Genomic DNA, 19,116 nt, shown 5'->3' with positions numbered 1-19,116 from the left:
CTGTAGGAGCGGCCTTGTGCCGCGAATGGGGTGCGCAGCGCCCCCAGGATCTCGATTACACCCCAAGATCGTCGGGGCCGCTCTGCGGCCCTTTCGCGACACAAGGCCGCTCCTACAGGTGACGTGCAAACTTCAGGGTTGGTAGCCGGCTTGCCGACGATGGGGCCGGATGCCTATCCTCCTCCCTTTGGCCTCAGTCAGCTCCAGGAATCGACCCATGATCCACAGCGCGCAGCACGCCGCCTCCTACTACGCCGCCAGCAGCGCGCCACACCCTGACCATCCCTTCCTGCAAGGCGAGCACAGCGCCGACGTGTGCATCGTCGGCGGTGGCTATTCGGGCCTGAACACCGCCATCGAGCTGGCCGAACGTGGCCTGTCGGTGATCCTCCTCGAAGCCCGCAAGCTCGGCTGGGGCGCCAGCGGGCGCAACGGCGGCCAGCTGATACGTGGGGTCGGCCATGGCCTGGAGCAGTTCCTCCCGGTGATCGGCGAGGAAGGCGTGCGCAGCCTGAAGCTGATGGGGCTGGAAGCGGTGGACATCGTCCGCGAGCGGGTCGAGCGCCATGCCATCGACTGCGACCTGACCTGGGGCTACTGCGACCTGGCCAACAAGCCCGCCGAGCTGGAAGGCTTCGCCGAGGATGCCGAGGAACTGCGCAGCCTGGGTTACCGCCATGAACTGCGCCTGGTGCAGCCCGGCGAGATGCATTCGGTGGTCGGTTCCGAGCGCTATGTCGGCGGCCTGATCGACATGGGCTCGGGCCACTTGCACCCGCTCAACCTGGCCCTGGGCGAGGCCGCCGCGGCCAGCCGCCTGGGCGTGCAGCTTTACGAGCAATCGGAAGTCACCCGCATCGAGTACGGCGCCGAAGTGAAGGTGCACACCGCCCAAGGCCGCGTGCGCGCCAAGACCCTGGTGCTGTGCTGCAACGCTTACCACAACGACCTCAACCGCGAACTCGGCGGCAAGGTGCTGCCCGCCGGTAGCTACATCATCGCCACCGAACCGCTGGGCGAGGAACGTGCACGCCAGCTGCTGCCGCAGAACATGGCGGTGTGCGACCAGCGCGTGGCGCTGGACTACTACCGGCTGTCCGCCGACCACCGCCTGCTGTTCGGCGGCGCCTGCCACTACTCGGGGCGCGACCCACGGGACATCGCCGCCTACATGCGGCCGAAGATGCTCAAGGTGTTCCCGCAACTGGCCGATGTGCGCATCGACTACCAGTGGGGCGGCATGATCGGCATCGGCGCCAACCGCCTGCCGCAGATCGGCCGCCTGGCCGGGCAGCCCAACATCTATTACGCACAGGCCTACTCCGGGCACGGGGTGAACGCCACCCACCTGGCCGGGCGCCTGCTCGGCGAGGCCATCAGCGGGCAGCAGAGTGGGCGCTTCGACCTGTTCGCCAAGGTGCCGCACCCGACCTTCCCGGGTGGCAAGCTGCTGCGTTCGCCGCTGCTGGCACTGGGGATGCTGTGGTACCAGCTCAAGGCGCTGGTCTGACAACCAGGCGGCGCCTATGCAGGTAATGTGGGAGCGGGCTTGACCCGCGATGGATGGCACCGGCGGCGCCGATATCGCGGGACAAGCCCGCTCCCACGCAATGCTCGACTATTCCTTCCAGAACGGCTTGCAGCCCTCTTCCCGCGCCTGCTCCCAGCTCAACCCGATATCGCGCAACTGGCGGGCATCCAGTTCCAGCAGTGCCTTGCGGGTACGCCAGCGGTGCAGCATCAGGCCCCAGCGGCTCAGGCCGGCGAGCGGATCGTAGACGTTGGTTCGTTGGCCGGCCTCCAGTTCCTTGGCCAACAGTTGCAGACGCACATCGCTGAAGCTACCCATCACTGCGTTCTCCCACTCAGTTGATACCGTGCGGACAGCTTGCGCGTTCGAGCCCTCGACAATACAGATCCAACCAGGCCTTATTATTTCCATACAGAATTGGCGACATGCGGGCTGAATGGAGTATTTTCCTACGATCTGTATCGGTCAAGCCTCACAAAATGCTCAGGAGTATGCCGTGACCCTTTACTTCAACCTGGCCGAGCTGCTCGGTTCGCGCATCGAGCAGGGCCTGTATCGCCCCGGCCAACGCCTGCCCTCGGTACGCGCCTTGAGCGTGGAGCACGGGGTCAGCCTGAGCACCGTGCAGCAGGCCTACCGCCTGCTGGAGGACAACGGCCTGGTATCGCCACGCCCCAAGTCCGGCTACTTCGTCGCCGAAGACCGCCACCTCCCCGCCCTGCCCGATATCAGCCGCCCGGCCCAGCGGCCTGTGGATATCTCCCAGTGGGAACAAGTGCTGGAGCTGGTGCGCGCCACCCCCCACCCGGACGTGATCCAGCTGGGCCGCGGTATGCCCGATGTCGACAGCCCTACCCTCAAGCCGCTGCTGCGCAGCCTGGCGCAGCTCAGCCGGCGCCAGGACATGCCCGGCCTGTATTACGACAACATTCACGGTAATGCACAGCTGCGCGAGCAGATCGCCCGGCTGATGCTCGACTCTGGCTGCCGCCTGGGCTCGGCCGACCTGGTGGTGACCACCGGCTGCCACGAGGCGCTGTCGTGCAGTATCCGTGCGGTGTGCCAGCCCGGCGACATCGTAGCGGTCGACTCGCCGAGCTTCCATGGCGCCATGCAGACGCTCAAGGGCTTAGGGATGAAGGCGCTTGAAATCCCCACCGACCCGATCACCGGCATCAGCCTCGAAGCGCTGGAGCTGGCCCTGGAGCAGTGGCCGATCAAGCTCATCCAGATCACCCCCAACTGCAACAACCCCATGGGCTACATCATGCCCGAGGCGCGCAAGAAGGCCCTGCTCACCCTGGCCCAGCGCTACGACGTGGCGATTCTCGAAGACGATGTGTATGGCGACCTCGCCTACACCTACCCGCGCCCGCCCACCATCAAGTCGTTCGACGACGATGGCCGGGTGCTGCTGTGCAGTTCGTTCTCCAAGACCCTGGCGCCGGGCCTGCGCATCGGCTGGGTGGCGCCGGGGCGCTACCTGGAGCGGGTGCTGCACATGAAGTACATCAGCACCGGCAGCACCGCCTGCCAGCCACAGCTGGCGATTGCCGACTTCATCGCCGAGGGCCACTACCAGCCGCACCTGCGGCGCATGCGCAGCCAGTACCAGCGCGGCCGCGACCAGATGTGCGACTGGGTGACCCGCTACTTCCCGCCAGGCACCCGCGCCAGCCGGCCCCAGGGGGGCTTCATGCTGTGGGTGGAGTTGCCGGAAAGTTTCGATACGCTGCGCCTGAACCGCGCTTTACTGGAGCAGGGGGTGCAAATCGCCGTGGGCAGCATCTTCTCGGCGTCGGGCAAGTACCGTAACTGCCTGCGCATGAACTTCGCCGCACGGCCGACACCGCAGATCGAGTCCGCCGTGCGCAAGGTGGGGGAAACCGCCCTTCGTCTACTGGAGGCCTGACCCCGCGAACGGTAACGTTACGCCGCCCGCCAAGGTCCAACCCTATAACCTCCCTGTCGCACAGGACGACTCACCCTTGAGACTCCAGCAAGTCCAGCCCGCGCTACTGGCGCTGCTGCTCGGCCTGTCAGGCTGCGCCAGCACCGGTACGCCCCGTGACGTCAGCCAGGCACTGCCGGCCAGCGAGTCGGCGTTCGGCCGCTCGGTACAGCGCCAGGCCGCGCCCTACGAGGGGCGCTCGGGCTTCCGCCTGCTGCCCAACAGCAACGAAGCATTCCGCGCCCGCGCCGAGCTGATCCGCAACGCGCAAGGCAGCATCGACCTGCAGTACTACATCGTCCACGACGGCCTCAGCACCCGCGCCTTGGTGCATGAGCTGCTGCGCGCCGCCGACCGTGGCGTGCGCGTGCGCATCCTGCTTGACGACACCACCAGCGACGGCCTCGACACCCTGATGGGCACCCTGGCCGCCCACCCGAACATCCAGATTCGCGTGTTCAACCCCCTGCACCTGGGCCGCAGCACCGGGGTGACCCGCGCCGCGGGGCGGCTGTTCAACCTGTCGCGCCAGCACCGGCGCATGCACAACAAGTTGTTCCTGGTGGACAACAGCATGGCCATTGTCGGCGGCCGCAACCTGGGTGACGAGTATTTCGACGCCGAACCGAACCTGAACTTCACCGACATCGACCTGCTGGGTGTGGGCCCGGTGGCCGAACAGCTCGGGCACGGCTTCGACCAGTACTGGAACAGCGCCCTGAGCCGGCCGATCGGCGACTACCTGTGGTGGCAGCCCGATGCCGCCGACCTGCGCGCCAGCCGTCATCGCCTGGAAGTGTCCCTGGCCGAGGCGCGGGTCAAGCGCAAGGCCCTGTACGACCGGCTGATGGCCTACCAGACCCAACCGCGCCTGGACGTGTGGCGCAACGAGCTGATCTGGGCCCACGGCCAGGCGCTGTGGGATGCCCCTAGCAAGGTGCTGGCCGACGACGAGCCGGACCCGCAGTTGCTGATGAGCCAGCAGTTGGCGCCGGACCTGAACCGCGTGCACAAGGAGCTGATCCTGGTGTCGGCCTACTTCGTGCCGGGCGAACCGGGCCTGCTGTACCTGACCAGCCGTGCCGACGCCGGCACCTCGGTCAAGCTGCTGACCAATTCACTGGAAGCCACCGATGTGCCGGCCGTGCATGGCGGCTACGCGCCCTACCGCCGCGCCCTGCTCGAACATGGCGTGCAGCTGTACGAACTGCGCCGCCAACCCGGCGACCGCATCAGCCGGCACGGCCTGGGTTTCCACGGCAGCTCCGATTCGAGCCTGCACAGCAAGGCGATGGTGTTCGACCGGCGCAAGACTTTCATCGGCTCGTTCAACTTCGACCCGCGCTCGGTGCTGTGGAACACCGAAGTGGGGGTGTTGGTGGACAGCCCTGAGCTGGCCGAGTACACCCGCGACCTGGCGGTGCAGGGCATGGCGCCGGCGTTGAGCTACCAGCCGATGCTGGTGGGCGGGAAGATGGTCTGGGCGACCGAGGACAATGGCCGGCGGCACCTGCTGGTGACCGAGCCAGGCGGGATTTGGCGGCGCTTCAATGCCTGGATCAGCAAGGCGGTGGGGTTGGAGAAGATGTTGTAGCAGGGAATTCAGGGGGCGCTTTGCGCCCCATCGCGACACAAGGCCGCTCCTACAGGAAAGCGCGATTGTCTGTAGGAGCGGCCTTGTGTCGCGAATGGGCTGCGCAGCAGCCCCAAGATGGATCAGGCAGAGACAGGCTCGAAGGCACCCTTGCGCCGGGTCAACACCACCAACCCCGCCGCCCCCGCCGCCATCAGCCACACCAGCGCATGCCCGCTGACCCACTGGCTGCCCGCCCCGGCCAGCAGCGGCCCGAGCAGGCAGCCGATGCCCCACAGCTGCGCCACATGGGCATTGGCCCGCACCAGCTCATCGTCGCGATAACGCTCGCCGATCAGGATCAGCGACAGGGTGAACAAGCCACCGGCGCTGGCCCCGAACAACACCCACAACGGCCAGATCAGCGGCGTGTGCAGCAGCAACGGGATGGCCAGGCTCGACACCAGCAAGGTCAGTGCGCAGCCACTGAACAGCGTGCGCCGCGACATGTAGTCGGCCAGCGCACCGATCGGCAGCTGCAACACGGCATCGCCCACCACCACGGTGCTGACCATGAACAGCGCCACTTCCGTGGTGAAGCCCTGTTGCAGGCAATACACCGGCAGCAGGGTGAGGATCATCGCCTCGAACGCGGCGAACAGGGCGATGGCCCAGGCAATCACCGGCAGGCGCCGGCAGAAGGCGAACAGGTCGCGGAAGGTGACACTGCACGCTTCGGTGCTCGGGGCCCCGCCGCGTCCCAGCAGGATCAGCGGTGCCACCAGCAGCAGCCCGGTCGCCGCCCAGAACCCGAAGTCATCGTTGGACCCCAGAAAACCCAGCACCATCGGCCCGGCCAGCTGGCTCAGCGCATAGCTGCTGCCGTACAAGGCCACCAGGCGACCACGCCACTGCTCGACCACCAGTTGGTTGATCCAGCTTTCGCCAAGGATGAACACCACCGTCAGCGACATGCCGATCAGCAGGCGCAGCGCCAGCCACAACGGGTAGCTGGGCAGCAGCGCCACCAGGCCGATCGACAGCGCCCCGCCCCACAGGCACAGGCGCATCGCCGCCGGCACGCCGACCCAGCCGGCCAGGCGGCTGGCCACGGCGGCGCCGACCAGCACGCCCAGCGCCGGCATCGCCGCCATCACACCGATGGCGAACCCACCGTAGCCCCAGCCTTCCAGGCGCAGGGACACCAGCGGCATGCTCACGCCGAGCGCAAGCCCGACACTGAGCACCGACGCCAGTACGGCAAAGTAGGTTCCCCAACGCATGGTGGCCTCCTGGGCAGATTTGTTCAGGCCCATTCGCGGGCAAGCCCGCTCCCACAGGTTCACCGCAGCCTTTAAGCAAGCGGGTTACCTGTGGGAGCGGGCTTGCCCGCGAAACGGCGTTACCGGATTACAACTTGATCCAGGTCGCCTTCAGCTCGGTGTACTTCTCCAGGGCGTGCAGCGACTTGTCACGGCCGTTGCCCGACTGCTTGAAGCCACCGAACGGCGCAGTCATGTCGCCGCCGTCGTACTGGTTGACCCAGACACTGCCGGCGCGCACCGCACGGGCGGTCTTGTGGGCCTTGGAGATGTCCGAGGTCCAGATACCGGCCGCCAGGCCGTACGGGGTGTCGTTGGCGATGGCGATGGCTTCTTCGGCGGTGTCGAAGGTGATCACCGACAGGACTGGGCCAAAGATCTCTTCCTGGGCGATCTTCATGGCGTTGGTCACGCCGTCGAAGATGGTCGGCTCGACGTAGGTCCCACCGGTTTCTTCCAGAATGCGCTTGCCGCCTGCCAGCAGCTTGGCGCCGTCCTGGTGGCCGGCATCGATGTACGACAGCACGGTGTTCATCTGCTGGGTGTCGACCAGCGCGCCAACGGTGGTCGCCGGGTCCAGCGGGTTGCCCGGTTTCCAGGCCTTGAGGGCCTCGACCACCATGGGCAGGAATTTGTCCTTGATCGAGCGCTCGACCAGCAGGCGCGAACCTGCGGTGCAGACTTCGCCCTGGTTGAAGGCGATGGCGCTGGCAGCGGCCTCGGCGGCAGCTTGCAGGTCCGGGGCGTCGGCGAACACGATGTTCGGGCTCTTGCCGCCGGCTTCCAGCCACACGCGCTTCATGTTCGACTCGCCGGCGTAGATCATCAGCTGCTTGGCGATCTTGGTCGAGCCGGTGAATACCAGGGTGTCGACGTCCATGTGCAGGGCCAGGGCCTTGCCCACGGTGTGGCCATAGCCTGGCAGCACGTTGAGCACGCCCGCCGGGATACCGGCTTCGATCGCCAGCTGGGCGATACGGATGGCGGTCAGCGGCGACTTTTCCGACGGCTTGAGTACGATGGAGTTACCGGTGGCCAGGGCCGGGCCGAGTTTCCAGCAGGCCATCAGCAGCGGGAAGTTCCACGGTACGATGGCACCGACCACACCCACCGGCTCACGGGTAACCAGGCCGAGCTGGTCGTGCGGGGTCGGGGCGACTTCGTCGTAGACTTTGTCGATGGCTTCGGCGTTCCAGTGCAGGGCGCTGGCCGCACCCGGAACGTCGATGGTGGAGGAGTCACCGATCGGCTTGCCCATGTCGAGGGTTTCGAGCAGGGCCAGCTCTTCTACATGCTTGCGCAGCAGGTCGGCGAAGCGGATCAGCTTGGCTTTGCGCTTGGCCGGGGCCAGGCGCGACCACACGCCGGATTCGAACACGGCGCGGGCGTTTTCGACAGCGCGGTTGGCGTCGGCCAGGTCGCAGCTGGCGACCTTGGCCAGGAAGCGTCCGTCCACCGGGCTCAGGCAGTCGAAGGTTTCACCGGATGCGGCATCGGTGTATTCGCCGTTGATGAAGGCACGGCCTTCGATCTTCAGTTGCTGGGCACGCTGTTCCCAGTCCGCACGAGTCAGGGTGGTCATAGGAAACTCCTCTCTTGTTAAGGTGCAACGCCGCACTGAGGACTCACGGGCGCTGTCAGAAATTCTGGCCGGGTGGCAACGCACACGGGCACCTGCCACCCTAAACCAGGGCGGGGAAACTATCAATATATTTGACACGAATGGCTCAAAAGCCTACTGATGTTCATTTTATTAAACAACAACAGGGTAACCACCATGAGTATCGCCAGCATCGTCGACTTCGCCCAAGTCCTCACCGAGGCCGAACGCTACCGCCCGGCGGCGGAAAAAATCCTCAAGGGCGAGCCGGACCAGGCTGTCTACAACCACTACTCCAGCCCGTGCGGGCAGTTCGCCGCAGGCGTGTGGGAAGGTGAGGTGGGCCAGTGGACGGTGAACTATACCGAGCACGAGTACTGCGAGATCGTCCAGGGGGTGTCGGTGCTGCGCGACCAGGACGGTGGCGCCAAGACCCTGCGTGCCGGCGATCGGTTCGTGATCCCGGCGGGCTTCAAGGGCACCTGGGAAGTGCTGGAGCCGTGCCGCAAGATCTATGTGATGTTCGAGCAGAAGTAAGCCCAATCGCGGGGCAAGTCGCATCCGCGCACCGCCGCTCCCACCAGGCAGGTTCAGTGTGGGGGCGGCGGTGCGCGGATGCGACTTGCCCCGCGATTGCCTTCCTGAAGGCATAAAAAAACCCGCCACCTTGCGGTTGCGGGTTTTTCAGGTTGCCGATCAATTACTTGATCTTGGCTTCCTTGTACACCACGTGCTTGCGGACGACCGGATCGTACTTCTTGATCTCGATCTTGTCCGGAGTGGTGCGCTTGTTCTTGTCGGTGGTGTAGAAGTGGCCGGTACCGGCACTCGAAACCAGACGGATCAATTCACGCATGATATTCTCCCTTAGACCTTGGCGCCAGCTTTGCGGATGTCGACCAGAACGGCATCGATGCCGCGCTTGTCGATGATACGCATGCCCTTGGCGGAAACGCGCAGACGCACGAAACGGTTCTCGGATTCAACCCAGAAACGGTGGTGCTGCAGGTTCGGCAGGAAACGACGACGGGTTTTGTTGTTTGCGTGGGAAATGTTGTTCCCGGTTACTGGACCCTTACCAGTAACTTGACAGACTCTCGACATGACTCAGCCCTCTAAAACCACATGCCCAACCCGGCATGGGTTGGCCGCTTAATCTCTCAGTCTTTGGCGCCAGGCGCCGTGATTCTGGAGGTCTTATCGACCGGATCCGCTGATGCGACAGGCCGAGCCCCTAGAAAAGAGCGCTGCTTTATACCAGAAAGACTACGCCGCAACAACAGAAGATGAGCATCCCTGTGCTGCAAATTGCGCGCGAGCAGCATAGCGACTCGCCCGGCGTACTGTCGACCGCTCGTCGCCAGCCGCTGTAAAAAGACAGTGGTCATTTGCTGTTACGCACACTAGGGTAGGACGATTTCCAGACTGCACCGGCAGATGGGCCATCTGACCAGCCAAGGAGCCACCATGCGCGCCGCCGCCCTCACCCTACTGTTCACCGCGCTGTGCGCCGCCGGCCTGGCCCAGGCCGCGCCGCTGGCAGTGTGCACCGAAGCCAGCCCGGAAGGCTTCGACGTGGTCCAGTACAACTCGCTGACCACCACCAACGCCTCGGCCGACGTGCTGATGAACCGCCTGGTCGAGTTCGACGCCGCGCAGGGCAAGGTAGTGCCCAGCCTGGCCGAACGCTGGACGGTGTCGCCTGACGGGCTGATCTACGACTTCCAGTTGCGCAAGGATGTGAAGTTCCACACCACACCGTACTTCAAGCCCAGCCGTGAGCTGGACGCCGACGATGTGCTGTTCAGCTTCCAGCGCATGCTCTACCCTGCCCACCCTTGGCACAAGACCGCCCCGGGTGGTTACCCACATGCCCAATCGCTGCAGCTGGGCAGCCTGATCAAGGCGATCGACGCGCCCGAGCCGCACACCGTGCGCTTTACCCTCACCCACCCGGACGCCACCTTCCTGGCCACCCTGAGCATGGGCTTTGCCTCGATCTACTCCGCCGAACACGCCGACAAGCTGCTCAAGGCCGGCACCCCGGAGAAGCTCAACAGCCAGCCGGTGGGCACCGGGCCGTTCGTGTTCCAGCGCTTCCAGAAGGATGCCGTGGTGCGCTACCGCGCCAACCCGGACTATTTCGCCGGTAAACCGTCCGTCGACCCGCTGATCTACGCCATCACCCCGGACGCCAACGTGCGCTTGCAGAAGATCCGTCGCGGCGAATGCCAGGTCGCCTTGTCGCCCAAGCCGCTGGACGTGGCCGAAGCCGGCAAGGACGGCAACCTCAAGGTGGCGACCACCCCCGCGTTCATGACCGCGTTCGTCGCCATCAACAGCCAGCACCCACCGCTGGACAAGCCCGAAGTGCGTCAGGCGATCAACCTGGCCTTCGACAAGCCGGCCTATCTCAAGGCCGTGTTCGAAGACACCGCCACCGCCGCCAACGGGCCCTACCCGCCTAACACCTGGAGCTACGCCAAAGACCTGCCGGGCTACGCCATGGACCAGAAGAAGGCCAAGGCACTGCTGGCCAAGGCGGGCCTGGCCAAGGGCTTTGAAACCACCATCTGGACCCGCCCGTCGGGCAGCCTGCTCAACCCTAACCCGAGTCTCGGCGCGCAGATGCTCCAGGCGGACCTGGCGAAAGTTGGCATCAAGGCCGAGATCCGCACCATCGAGTGGGGCGAGCTGATCCGCCGTGCCAAGGCGGGCGAGCACGACCTGCTGTTCATGGGCTGGGCAGGCGACAACGGCGACCCGGATAACTTCCTCAGCCCGCAGTTTTCCTGCGCGGCGGTCAAGTCCGGGACCAACTTCGCGCGGTTTTGCGACAGCCGGCTGGACCAATTGATCAACGCCGGGCGCACCACCAACGACCAGAGCGTACGCAGCCGCCTGTACCAGCAGGCGCAGGCGCTGATCCAGCAGCAGGCGCTGTGGCTGCCGCTGGCGCACCCGACGGCGGCGGTATTGCTGCACAAGGATGTGGAGGGGTATCAGGTGAGCCCGTTTGGGCGGTTGGATTTCAGCAAGGTTTCGGTAGGCCGTTAGGCCCTATCGCGGGGCAAGCCCGCTCCCACGGCCCTGTGGGAGCGGGCTTGCCCCGCGATGGCTACCCCGCCAACCACCCATGCTCGGCCATCGACAGCGGCTCGCCATCGCCGACGATGACGTGGTCCAACACCCGCACATCGATCAGTGCAAGCGAGCGCTTGAGCACCAGGGTCAGGTGCACGTCATCCTGGCTGGGTTCGCTATGCCCCGACGGATGGTTATGACAGAGGATTAACGCTGCCGCGTTGTGCAGCAGTGACCGGCGCACGACCTCGCGCGGGTAGATGCTCGCCCGGTCGATGGTGCCGCGAAACAGGATTTCGAACGCCAACGGCCGGTGCTTGGTATCGAGGAACAGGCAGCCGAACACCTCGCTGGCCTCATGCCTGAGCATCGACTTCAGATAGCGCCTCACCGACGAAGGGCTCTCCAGCACCGACGTGCGCTCGAGCCCCTCGTCCAGGTAACGCCTGCCAATCTCCAGCAATGCCTGCAACTGGGCATATTTCACCGGTCCCAGGCCCGGTTCACGCAACACCTTGGCCCGGTCGGCCTCAAGGAACTGCCGTAGGCCGCCAAACTTCGCCAGTAGCCCACGGGCCAGGTCCAACACATTACGCCCAGCCACACCCGACCCCAGCAATACAGCCACCAGCTCGGCATCCGAAAGAATCGCCGCCCCGCGCTGCAACAACTTCTCCCTCGGCCGCTCCTCGGCAGGCCACTCCCTGATGTTCATCCCCCCTCCTTGCACGCTGATGCGGCCCATTTGGGCGCTGTGTTAATCTAGTTCGCTTCGAAAATGCGACGATCTGCCGCAGGCAGTCACCGTCGCCGCCCGCTTTCACTGGAATAAGGCAAGGCCTATGCAGCGGTTGTATCGCAAGCGCATCGTTCTCGGCGTGGGTGGCGGCATCGCCGCCTACAAGAGCGCCGAGCTGATTCGCCGACTCCTGGAACACGGCGCGCAAGTGCGCGTGGTCATGACCCGTGGTGGTGCGGAGTTCATCACCCCGCTAACGCTACAGGCGCTGTCCGGCCACCCCGTGCACATGGACTTGCTCGACCCCGCCGCCGAAGCGGCCATGGGCCATATCGAACTGGCCAAGTGGGCCGACCTGGTGCTGATCGCTCCGGCCACCGCCGACCTGATGGCGCGCATGGCCCAAGGCATGGCCGACGACCTGCTGACCACCCTGGTGCTGGCCACCGACGCCACCGTCGCCGTGGCCCCGGCGATGAACCAGGCCATGTGGCGCGACCCGGCCACGCAAGACAACCTCGAACTGCTCAAGCGCCGCGGCATCCAGGTGTTCGGCCCGGCCTCCGGCAGCCAGGCCTGTGGCGACGTCGGCCTGGGCCGCATGCTCGAGGCCACCGATCTAGCCTGGTGCGCCGCCGAGAGCTTCAAGCGCCAGGCGCTGACCGGTAAGCACGTACTGATTACCGCAGGCCCGACGCAAGAGAACATCGACCCGGTGCGCTACATCACCAACCATAGTTCAGGGAAGATGGGCTTTGCCCTGGCCGAAGCGGCCGCCGAAGCGGGGGCCCGGGTCACCCTCGTCACCGGCCCGGTGCACCTGCCGACCCCCGACCGGGTCAGCCGTATCGACGTGGTCAGCGCACGGGACATGCTCGCGGCCTGCGAAGCCGCCATGCCCTGCGACCTGTTCATCGCTTCGGCTGCGGTCGCGGACTACCGCCCGGAAGTCGTCGCCGCACAAAAGCTCAAGAAGGATCCCACCACCGGCGACGGCATGCTGCTGCAGATGGTGCGCAATCCCGATATCCTTGCCACCATTGCCGGCCGCGCCGATCGCCCGTTCAGCGTCGGCTTCGCCGCCGAGACCGAGCACCTGCTCGACTACGCCACGCGCAAGCTCAAGGACAAGAACCTCGACCTGATCGTCGCCAATGATGTGGCCAACCCCAGCATCGGCTTCAACAGCGAGGAAAACGCCCTGACCGTGATCGACCGGCAGCAGCATCAAACCCTCTTCGCGCAGACCAGCAAAGGCAAGATCGCCCGCCAGCTGGTCGCCTTCATCGCCGAACGGCTCAACCAGGTTCAATAAGTTACATGCACGCTCTACAAGCCAAGATCCTCGACCCACGCCTGGGCAGTGAATTCCCGCTGCCGCAATACGCCACCCCCGGTTCCGCCGGCCTCGACCTGCGCGCCCTGCTCAAAGAAGACACCGTTCTGGAGCCGGGCCAGACCCTGCTGATCCCCACCGGCCTGTCGGTGTACATCGGCGACCCGGGCCTGGCAGCGATGATCCTGCCGCGCTCGGGCCTGGGCCATAAGCACGGCATCGTGCTGGGCAACCTGGTCGGCCTGATCGACTCGGACTACCAGGGCGAACTGATGGTCAGCTGCTGGAACCGGGGCAATACGCCCTTCACCATCACCGTCGGCGAGCGTATCGCGCAGCTGATCCTGGTACCGGTGGTGCAGGCGCATTTCGACATCGTCGAGCAGTTCGACGAGACCCAGCGTGGCGCTGGCGGCTTTGGCCACTCGGGCACCCGCTGAGTCGAGCACGGACCGTTCGGGCCATGGACGGCGAACTCTCTGGCGAAAGCGCCGTCCAAGCGTTCAGTTTGCGCCTGCCCAGAAGCCTTTGACTTATGGAGTCCCCAGAGATGAACGACATGGCCCACCTGGTCCCCGCACTGCCGGACAGCATCTTCCGTGCCTATGACATCCGCGGCGTGGTCGGCAAGACCCTGCACGCCGAAACCGCCTACTGGATCGGCCGCGCCATCGGCGCCCAGACCCTCGCCCAGGGCGAACCGCAGATCTCGGTCGGCCGTGACGGCCGCCTGTCCGGCCCGATGCTGGTCGAGCAACTGATCAAGGGCCTGGTCGAGGCCGGTTGCCAGGTCAGCGACGTAGGCCTGGTGCCGACCCCGGCGCTGTACTACGCCGCCAACGTGCTGGCCGGCAAGTCGGGGGTGATGCTCACCGGCAGCCACAACCCCTCGGACTACAACGGTTTCAAGATCGTCATCGCCGGCGACACCTTGGCCAACGAACAGATCCAGGCCCTGCTGACCCGCCTGAAGACCAACGACCTGACCCGTGGCGAAGGCCGCGTGGAAAAAGTCGAGATCCTCGAGCGCTACTACCAGCAGATCGTCGACGACGTGAAACTGGCCAAGCGCCTGAAAGTGGTAGTCGACTGCGGTAACGGCGCCGCCGGGGTGATCGCCCCGCAGCTGATCGAAGCGCTGAACTGTGAGGTGATCCCCCTGTTCTGCGAAGTCGACGGCCACTTCCCCAACCACCACCCGGACCCGGGCAAGCCCGAGAACCTGGAAGACCTGATCGCCAAGGTGAAAGAGACTGGCGCCGATATCGGCCTGGCCTTCGACGGCGACGGCGACCGCGTGGGCGTGGTGACCAACATCGGCAGCATCGTCTACCCCGACCGCCTGCTGATGCTGTTCGCCCAGGACGTGCTGTCGCGCAACCCGGGCGCCGAGATCATCTTCGACGTCAAATGCACCCGTCGCCTCACGCCGCTGATCGAGCAGCACGGTGGCCGCGCGCTGATGTGGAAGACCGGCCACTCGTTGATCAAGAAGAAGATGAAACAGACCGGTTCGCTGCTGGCCGGCGAGATGAGCGGTCACATCTTCATCAAGGAGCGCTGGTACGGTTTCGACGACGGTATCTACAGCGCCGCGCGCCTGCTGGAGATCCTCAGCAAGGCCGGGCAGAGCGCCGAAAGCCTGTTCGCCGCCTTCCCCGATGATATTTCCACGCCGGAAATCAACATTGATGTGACCGACGAGGGTAAATTCAGCATCATTGATGCTCTGCAACGCGACGCCGACTGGGGCGAAGCCAACCTGACCACCATCGACGGTGTGCGGGTCGACTACCCCAACGGCTGGGGCCTGGTCCGCGCCTCCAACACCACGCCGGTGCTGGTGCTGCGCTTCGAGGCCGACAGCGCGGCGGAGCTCGACCGTATCAAGGCTGTATTCCGCACGCAGTTGCTGCGCGTCCAACCAGGCCTGCAACTGCCGTTCTGACGACTATCCGTTCCTTACCTGGAGCCCTGCATGACCCTCGATCGCGATGCCGCTTCCCATGTAGCCGAGGTTTTGTCCGAAGCACTGCCTTACATTCGCCGCTTCGTCGGCAAGACCCTGGTGATCAAGTACGGCGGCAACGCGATGGAGAGCGAGGAGCTCAAGACCGGCTTCGCCCGTGACATCGTGCTGATGAAGGCCGTGGGCATCAACCCGGTGGTCGTGCATGGCGGCGGCCCGCAGATCGGCGACCTGCTCAAGCGCCTGTCGATCGAGAGCCACTTCATCGACGGCATGCGCGTCACCGACTCGGCGACCATGGACGTGGTGGAGATGGTCCTGGGCGGCCAGGTGAACAAGGACATCGTCAACCTGATCAACCGCCACGGCGGCAGCGCCATCGGCCTGACCGGCAAGGACGCCGAGCTGATCCGTGCGCGCAAGCTCACCGTCAGCCGCCAGACCCCGGAGATGACCCAGCCTGAAATCATCGACATCGGCCACGTGGGCGAAGTCGAAAGCGTCAACACCGACCTGCTGAACATGCTGGTCAAGGGCGACTTCATCCCGGTGATCGCGCCGATCGGCGTGGGCAAGAACGGTGAGTCGTACAACATCAACGCCGACCTGGTGGCCGGCAAGGTGGCCGAAGCGCTGAAGGCTGAAAAGCTGATGCTGCTGACCAACATCGCCGGCCTGATGGACAAGCAGGGCCAGGTACTGACCGGCCTGACCACCGAGCAGGTCAACGAGCTGATCGCCGATGGCACCATCTATGGCGGCATGCTGCCGAAGATCAAATGCGCGCTGGACGCCGTGCAAGGTGGCGTGAACAGCTCGCACATCATCGACGGCCGCGTGCCGAACGCGGTGCTGCTGGAGATCTTCACCGACAGCGGCGTGGGCACCTTGATCACCAACCGCAAGCGTCACGCATAACCTGCACCGGCCCTTTCGCGGGACAAGCCCGCTCCTACAGGATCTTCACCAGCCTTGAGGATATGGCGCTGTACCTGTGGGAGCGGGCTTGCCCGCGAAGAGGCCGGAACAGATGGCACAAAAAAGGCGACCTTCCCAAGAAGGTCGCCTTTTTATTTACCAGATCAGGATCAGATCCCGTACTGTGCCCGGTACGCCTCGACCGCCGGCAGGTGCTGCTTGAGCTGCGGGTCATCCGCCAGGTATTCCAGCACTTGGGTGAGCGACACGATGCTGACCACCGGGATGCCGAAGTCGCGCTCGACTTCCTGGATCGCCGACAACTCACCGTTGCCACGCTCTTCGCGGTTCAGCGCGATCAACACGCCAGCGGCCTTGGCCTGCTGGGCGTTGATGATCTGCATCACTTCGCGGATGGCGGTGCCGGCGGTGATCACGTCGTCGATGATCAGCACGTCACCGGCCAGCGGTGCGCCAACCAGGCTGCCGCCTTCGCCGTGATCCTTGGCCTCTTTGCGGTTGAAGCACCATGGCACGTCAAGCTGGTGATGCTCGGCCAGCTGTACCGCTGTCGCCGCCGCCAACGGGATGCCCTTGTAGGCAGGGCCGAACAGCACGTCGAAGGGGATCTTGCTGTCGACGATGGCCGCCGCGTAGCAACGCCCCAATTGCGCCAGCGCGGACGCTGTATTGAACAGGCCGGCATTGAAGAAGTACGGGCTGGTACGCCCCGATTTCAGGGTGAATTCACCGAAGCGCAGAACGCCGCGATCGATGGCAAAACGGATGAAGTCGCGCTGATACGGCTGCATAAAAGGTCCCGGACACCACGGATTTAGCTAAATGTGTTGAGCTCGGGTATCATACACGCACGAGATTTTTGGGGCCATTTATGCGGATCATCAGTGTGAACGTGAATGGCATTCAGGCTGCTGCCGAGCGTGGATTGCTCAGCTGGCTGCAAGCCCAGAATGCCGACGTCATCTGCCTTCAGGATACCCGCGCCTCGGCCTTTGAACTCGACGACCCAGCTTTCCAGCTCGATGGCTATTTCCTTTACGCCTGCGACGCGGAGGTGCCCACCCAAGGTGGCGTGGCACTGTACTCGCGCATGCAGCCCAAGGCAGTCATCACCGGCCTGGGCTTCGAGACAGCCGACCGTTACGGGCGCTACCTGCAAGCAGATTTCGACAAGGTAAGTATTGCCACGCTGCTCCTGCCTTCGGGCATGAACGGCGATGAAGACTTGAACCAGAAGTTCAAGTTGATGGACGACTTCGCCAAGTACCTGGACAAGCAGCGTCGCAAGCGCCGCGAGTACATCTATTGCGGCTCGTTCTACGTGGCGCAGCAGAAGCTCGACATCAAGAACTGGCGCGACAGCCAGCAGTCGGTCGGCTTCCTGCCGCCAGAGCGTGCCTGGATGGATGCGATCACCGGCGAGATGGGCTATGTGGACGCGCTGCGTGAAGTCAGCCGTGAAGGCGACCAGTACAGCTGGTGGCCGGATAACGAGCAGGCCGAGATGCTCAACCTGGGCTATCGCTTCGACTACCAGATCCTTACGCCAGGCCTGCGCCGCTTCGTGCGCAATGCCCGCCTGCCGCGTCAGCCACGCTTCTCCCGGCATGCGCCGCTGATCGTGGACTATGACTGGACGCTGACCATCTAAAAGCACTGGGGCCGCTTCGCGCCCCTTTCGCGGCACCAGGCCGCTCCTACAGGATTATGCGATCGCCTGTAGGAGCGGCCTTGTGTCGCGAAAGGGGCGCGAAGCGGCCCCAGCTTTATCTGATCGGTCGCCAGATCAAAGGGTAGCGATACGCCTGCCCCTCATTGACCCTCACCGCCGCCAGCACGATCAGGATCAGCACCGCCACCATCAACACGGCGAACAGCACGATCCCGATGAACACGAACATCAGCAGGAAACACACGAAACCCGCCACGGTGACGCTGATCTGAAAGTTCAGCGCCTCCTTGCCCTGGGCATCGATGAACGGATCCTGCTCGCGCTTGAGGTGCCACAGCAGCAGCGGCCCGAACAGGTGCCCCAATGGCACCACCAGGCCGAGCAACGCCGCGAGGTGGCAGAACATCGCCCATTGCCGCACATCGGCGCTGGGCGGGGTGATCGGCAGGTCCGGATCGTTCATCGCCACCTCCTTGTCAGTGCAGTCAGTCAGCGAGCGCGGCCTGTTGCAGCTCGAAGATCTCGCCCATACCCTTCTGCGCCAGCGCCAGCATCGCGTTGAAGTCTTCCGGCTGGAACGGCGCGCCTTCGGCAGTGCCTTGCACCTCGATGAAACCACCGGCGCTGGTCATGACCACGTTGAGGTCGGTTTCGGCGGCGGAGTCTTCCAGGTAGTCGAGGTCGAGCACGGCCTCGCCCTGGTACATGCCCACCGACACCGCGGCGATCATGTGCTTGAGCGGGTTGCCGCCCTTGAGGCCGCCACGCTTCTTGATCACGGCCAGGGCGTCACACAGGGCGACCATGGCACCAGTGATCGAGGCGGTGCGGGTGCCGCCGTCGGCCTGGATCACATCGCAGTCGACGTACAGGGTGATGTCGCCGAGCTTGCTCATGTCCAGCGCAGCGCGCAGCGAACGGCCGATCAGGCGCTGGATCTCCAGGGTGCGGCCACCCTGCTTGCCGCGGCTGGCCTCGCGCTGGTTACGCTCGCCAGTGGAGCGCGGCAGCATGCCGTACTCGGCGGTCAACCAGCCTTGGCCCTGGCCTTTGAGGAAGCGGGGAACACCATTCTCGACGCTGACCGTGCAGATGACCTTGGTGTCACCGAACTCGACCAGTACCGACCCCTCGGCGTGTTTGGTGTAGTTGCGGGTAATGCGGATCGAGCGGAGCTGATCGGCGGCGCGACCACTTGGACGTTTCATCTGGGATACCTGTACTGGGACTTTGAATCTGCCGAGCATTATAGAGCCCGTCGCCCGGCGAGGACATGCCTATCGTCGCGCCCGGCGCAGCCTGTCGTGTTTTCCGCCCTCGCTGGCGGCGCACCTGTAGCATGGCTGGATTGGGCGCCCAGGCCGCACTGCGCTACAATCCTGCGCCTTGCAGCCGAAAGG

The 19,116-nt window shown here is 64.8% G+C and carries 18 protein-coding genes and 1 pseudogene; 10 read left to right on the top strand and 9 right to left on the bottom strand.

From position 1 onward, the window contains the following. Positions 1 to 217: 217 nt before the first annotated feature. Positions 218 to 1,510 carry an NAD(P)/FAD-dependent oxidoreductase gene (locus tag IX761_RS06285; protein WP_416366761.1) on the top strand — a complete coding sequence of 431 codons (1,293 nt, stop codon included), beginning with the start codon at positions 218 to 220 and terminating at the stop codon, positions 1,508 to 1,510. A 108-nt stretch (positions 1,511 to 1,618) separates the two neighbouring features. Here the strand turns inward: IX761_RS06285 and IX761_RS06280 are convergent, their stop codons facing one another. After that, complete coding sequence (locus IX761_RS06280) at positions 1,619 to 1,849, bottom strand: DUF1127 domain-containing protein (protein WP_194788747.1); 231 nt, start codon at positions 1,847 to 1,849, stop codon at positions 1,619 to 1,621. Positions 1,850 to 2,027: 178 nt separating this feature from the next. Here IX761_RS06280 and IX761_RS06275 point away from each other — a divergent pair, with 178 nt between their 5' ends. Both IX761_RS06275 and IX761_RS06270 read left to right on the top strand, forming a co-directional pair. After that, on the top strand, positions 2,028 to 3,443 hold the full coding sequence (locus IX761_RS06275; protein WP_194788746.1) for a PLP-dependent aminotransferase family protein: 1,416 nt from the start codon (positions 2,028 to 2,030) through the stop codon (positions 3,441 to 3,443). A 76-nt stretch (positions 3,444 to 3,519) separates the two neighbouring features. Next, positions 3,520 to 5,076: a phospholipase D family protein gene (locus IX761_RS06270; protein ID WP_194788745.1), complete on the top strand. Its 1,557-nt coding sequence runs from the start codon at positions 3,520 to 3,522 to the stop codon at positions 5,074 to 5,076. Between the two features lie 122 nt (positions 5,077 to 5,198). On the opposite strand, the gene IX761_RS06265 is transcribed toward IX761_RS06270, so the two are convergent. Together IX761_RS06265 and IX761_RS06260 are read right to left on the bottom strand one after the other, a co-directional pair. After that, the gene (locus tag IX761_RS06265; protein WP_194788744.1) at positions 5,199 to 6,338 is read right to left on the bottom strand and encodes an MFS transporter; all 1,140 of its coding nucleotides are present in this window, start codon (positions 6,336 to 6,338) and stop codon (positions 5,199 to 5,201) included. 127 nt (positions 6,339 to 6,465) lie between these two features. Continuing rightward, positions 6,466 to 7,959: an aldehyde dehydrogenase gene (locus IX761_RS06260; RefSeq protein WP_194788743.1), complete on the bottom strand. Its 1,494-nt coding sequence runs from the start codon at positions 7,957 to 7,959 to the stop codon at positions 6,466 to 6,468. Between the two features lie 195 nt (positions 7,960 to 8,154). Between IX761_RS06260 and IX761_RS06255 the strand changes: the two genes are divergently transcribed. Next, on the top strand, positions 8,155 to 8,514 hold the full coding sequence (locus IX761_RS06255) for a cupin domain-containing protein (protein WP_194788742.1): 360 nt from the start codon (positions 8,155 to 8,157) through the stop codon (positions 8,512 to 8,514). Positions 8,515 to 8,677: 163 nt separating this feature from the next. Here the strand turns inward: IX761_RS06255 and rpmG are convergent, their stop codons facing one another. Both rpmG and rpmB read right to left on the bottom strand, forming a co-directional pair. Further along, positions 8,678 to 8,833 (bottom strand): 50S ribosomal protein L33, encoded by a 156-nt coding sequence (gene rpmG / locus IX761_RS06250; protein WP_003253507.1) that lies wholly within the window; start codon positions 8,831 to 8,833, stop codon positions 8,678 to 8,680. An 11-nt stretch (positions 8,834 to 8,844) separates the two neighbouring features. Beyond that, positions 8,845 to 9,081: a 50S ribosomal protein L28 gene (gene rpmB, locus IX761_RS06245; protein ID WP_054894119.1), complete on the bottom strand. Its 237-nt coding sequence runs from the start codon at positions 9,079 to 9,081 to the stop codon at positions 8,845 to 8,847. A gap of 363 nt (positions 9,082 to 9,444) precedes the next feature. On the opposite strand from rpmB, the gene IX761_RS06240 reads away from it, so the two are divergent. After that, positions 9,445 to 11,034 carry an ABC transporter substrate-binding protein gene (locus IX761_RS06240; protein ID WP_194788741.1) on the top strand — a complete coding sequence of 530 codons (1,590 nt, stop codon included), beginning with the start codon at positions 9,445 to 9,447 and terminating at the stop codon, positions 11,032 to 11,034. A gap of 61 nt (positions 11,035 to 11,095) precedes the next feature. Here the strand turns inward: IX761_RS06240 and radC are convergent, their stop codons facing one another. Further along, a complete protein-coding gene (radC, locus tag IX761_RS06235) occupies positions 11,096 to 11,776 on the bottom strand; it encodes a RadC family protein (RefSeq protein ID WP_194788740.1) in 681 nt (226 codons plus the stop codon). Positions 11,777 to 11,903: 127 nt separating this feature from the next. On the opposite strand from radC, the gene coaBC reads away from it, so the two are divergent. From coaBC to argB, 4 genes and pseudogenes are all read left to right on the top strand, one after another. After that, the gene (coaBC, locus tag IX761_RS06230; RefSeq protein ID WP_110992005.1) at positions 11,904 to 13,115 is read left to right on the top strand and encodes a bifunctional phosphopantothenoylcysteine decarboxylase/phosphopantothenate--cysteine ligase CoaBC; all 1,212 of its coding nucleotides are present in this window, start codon (positions 11,904 to 11,906) and stop codon (positions 13,113 to 13,115) included. 5 nt (positions 13,116 to 13,120) lie between these two features. Next, on the top strand, positions 13,121 to 13,576 hold the full coding sequence (gene dut / locus IX761_RS06225; RefSeq protein ID WP_134689201.1) for a dUTP diphosphatase: 456 nt from the start codon (positions 13,121 to 13,123) through the stop codon (positions 13,574 to 13,576). 134 nt (positions 13,577 to 13,710) lie between these two features. Beyond that, positions 13,711 to 15,084, top strand: a pseudogene (locus tag IX761_RS06220) (phosphomannomutase/phosphoglucomutase); the annotation flags it as partial. A 30-nt stretch (positions 15,085 to 15,114) separates the two neighbouring features. Further along, positions 15,115 to 16,023: an acetylglutamate kinase gene (argB, locus tag IX761_RS06215; RefSeq protein WP_194788738.1), complete on the top strand. Its 909-nt coding sequence runs from the start codon at positions 15,115 to 15,117 to the stop codon at positions 16,021 to 16,023. Positions 16,024 to 16,193: 170 nt separating this feature from the next. On the opposite strand, the gene pyrE is transcribed toward argB, so the two are convergent. Then, a complete protein-coding gene (gene pyrE / locus IX761_RS06210) occupies positions 16,194 to 16,835 on the bottom strand; it encodes an orotate phosphoribosyltransferase (RefSeq protein WP_194788737.1) in 642 nt (213 codons plus the stop codon). Positions 16,836 to 16,915: 80 nt separating this feature from the next. Between pyrE and IX761_RS06205 the strand changes: the two genes are divergently transcribed. After that, positions 16,916 to 17,695, top strand: coding sequence for an exodeoxyribonuclease III (locus tag IX761_RS06205; RefSeq protein WP_194788736.1), 780 nt, complete (start codon positions 16,916 to 16,918; stop codon positions 17,693 to 17,695). A 115-nt stretch (positions 17,696 to 17,810) separates the two neighbouring features. On the opposite strand, the gene IX761_RS06200 is transcribed toward IX761_RS06205, so the two are convergent. Continuing rightward, on the bottom strand, positions 17,811 to 18,179 hold the full coding sequence (locus IX761_RS06200) for a DUF4870 domain-containing protein (RefSeq protein WP_194788735.1): 369 nt from the start codon (positions 18,177 to 18,179) through the stop codon (positions 17,811 to 17,813). 22 nt (positions 18,180 to 18,201) lie between these two features. After that, positions 18,202 to 18,924: a ribonuclease PH gene (rph, locus tag IX761_RS06195; protein ID WP_011536403.1), complete on the bottom strand. Its 723-nt coding sequence runs from the start codon at positions 18,922 to 18,924 to the stop codon at positions 18,202 to 18,204. Between the last annotated feature and the right edge of the window lie 192 nt (positions 18,925 to 19,116).

The organism is Pseudomonas sp. UFMG81, from assembly GCF_015354575.1.
In the GTDB taxonomy this organism is placed as follows: domain Bacteria; phylum Pseudomonadota; class Gammaproteobacteria; order Pseudomonadales; family Pseudomonadaceae; genus Aquipseudomonas.
The sequence above is the reverse complement of the archived record's forward strand: the minus strand, read 5'-3'. Positions and strand labels throughout refer to the sequence as shown.

What these genes read in the sequence shown, in the direction of transcription:
- IX761_RS06285 (WP_416366761.1), top strand. Translation starts at nt 218, where the DNA reads ATGATCCACAGCGCGCAGCACGCCGCCTCCTACTACGCCGCCAGCAGC.
- IX761_RS06280 (WP_194788747.1), bottom strand. Translation starts at nt 1,849, where the DNA reads ATGGGTAGCTTCAGCGATGTGCGTCTGCAACTGTTGGCCAAGGAACTG.
- IX761_RS06265 (WP_194788744.1), bottom strand. Translation starts at nt 6,338, where the DNA reads ATGCGTTGGGGAACCTACTTTGCCGTACTGGCGTCGGTGCTCAGTGTC.
- IX761_RS06260 (WP_194788743.1), bottom strand. Translation starts at nt 7,959, where the DNA reads ATGACCACCCTGACTCGTGCGGACTGGGAACAGCGTGCCCAGCAACTG.
- IX761_RS06255 (WP_194788742.1), top strand. Translation starts at nt 8,155, where the DNA reads ATGAGTATCGCCAGCATCGTCGACTTCGCCCAAGTCCTCACCGAGGCC.
- rpmG (WP_003253507.1), bottom strand. Translation starts at nt 8,833, where the DNA reads ATGCGTGAATTGATCCGTCTGGTTTCGAGTGCCGGTACCGGCCACTTC.
- rpmB (WP_054894119.1), bottom strand. Translation starts at nt 9,081, where the DNA reads ATGTCGAGAGTCTGTCAAGTTACTGGTAAGGGTCCAGTAACCGGGAAC.
- IX761_RS06240 (WP_194788741.1), top strand. Translation starts at nt 9,445, where the DNA reads ATGCGCGCCGCCGCCCTCACCCTACTGTTCACCGCGCTGTGCGCCGCC.
- radC (WP_194788740.1), bottom strand. Translation starts at nt 11,776, where the DNA reads ATGAACATCAGGGAGTGGCCTGCCGAGGAGCGGCCGAGGGAGAAGTTG.
- coaBC (WP_110992005.1), top strand. Translation starts at nt 11,904, where the DNA reads ATGCAGCGGTTGTATCGCAAGCGCATCGTTCTCGGCGTGGGTGGCGGC.
- dut (WP_134689201.1), top strand. Translation starts at nt 13,121, where the DNA reads ATGCACGCTCTACAAGCCAAGATCCTCGACCCACGCCTGGGCAGTGAA.
- argB (WP_194788738.1), top strand. Translation starts at nt 15,115, where the DNA reads ATGACCCTCGATCGCGATGCCGCTTCCCATGTAGCCGAGGTTTTGTCC.
- pyrE (WP_194788737.1), bottom strand. Translation starts at nt 16,835, where the DNA reads ATGCAGCCGTATCAGCGCGACTTCATCCGTTTTGCCATCGATCGCGGC.
- IX761_RS06205 (WP_194788736.1), top strand. Translation starts at nt 16,916, where the DNA reads ATGCGGATCATCAGTGTGAACGTGAATGGCATTCAGGCTGCTGCCGAG.
- IX761_RS06200 (WP_194788735.1), bottom strand. Translation starts at nt 18,179, where the DNA reads ATGAACGATCCGGACCTGCCGATCACCCCGCCCAGCGCCGATGTGCGG.
- rph (WP_011536403.1), bottom strand. Translation starts at nt 18,924, where the DNA reads ATGAAACGTCCAAGTGGTCGCGCCGCCGATCAGCTCCGCTCGATCCGC.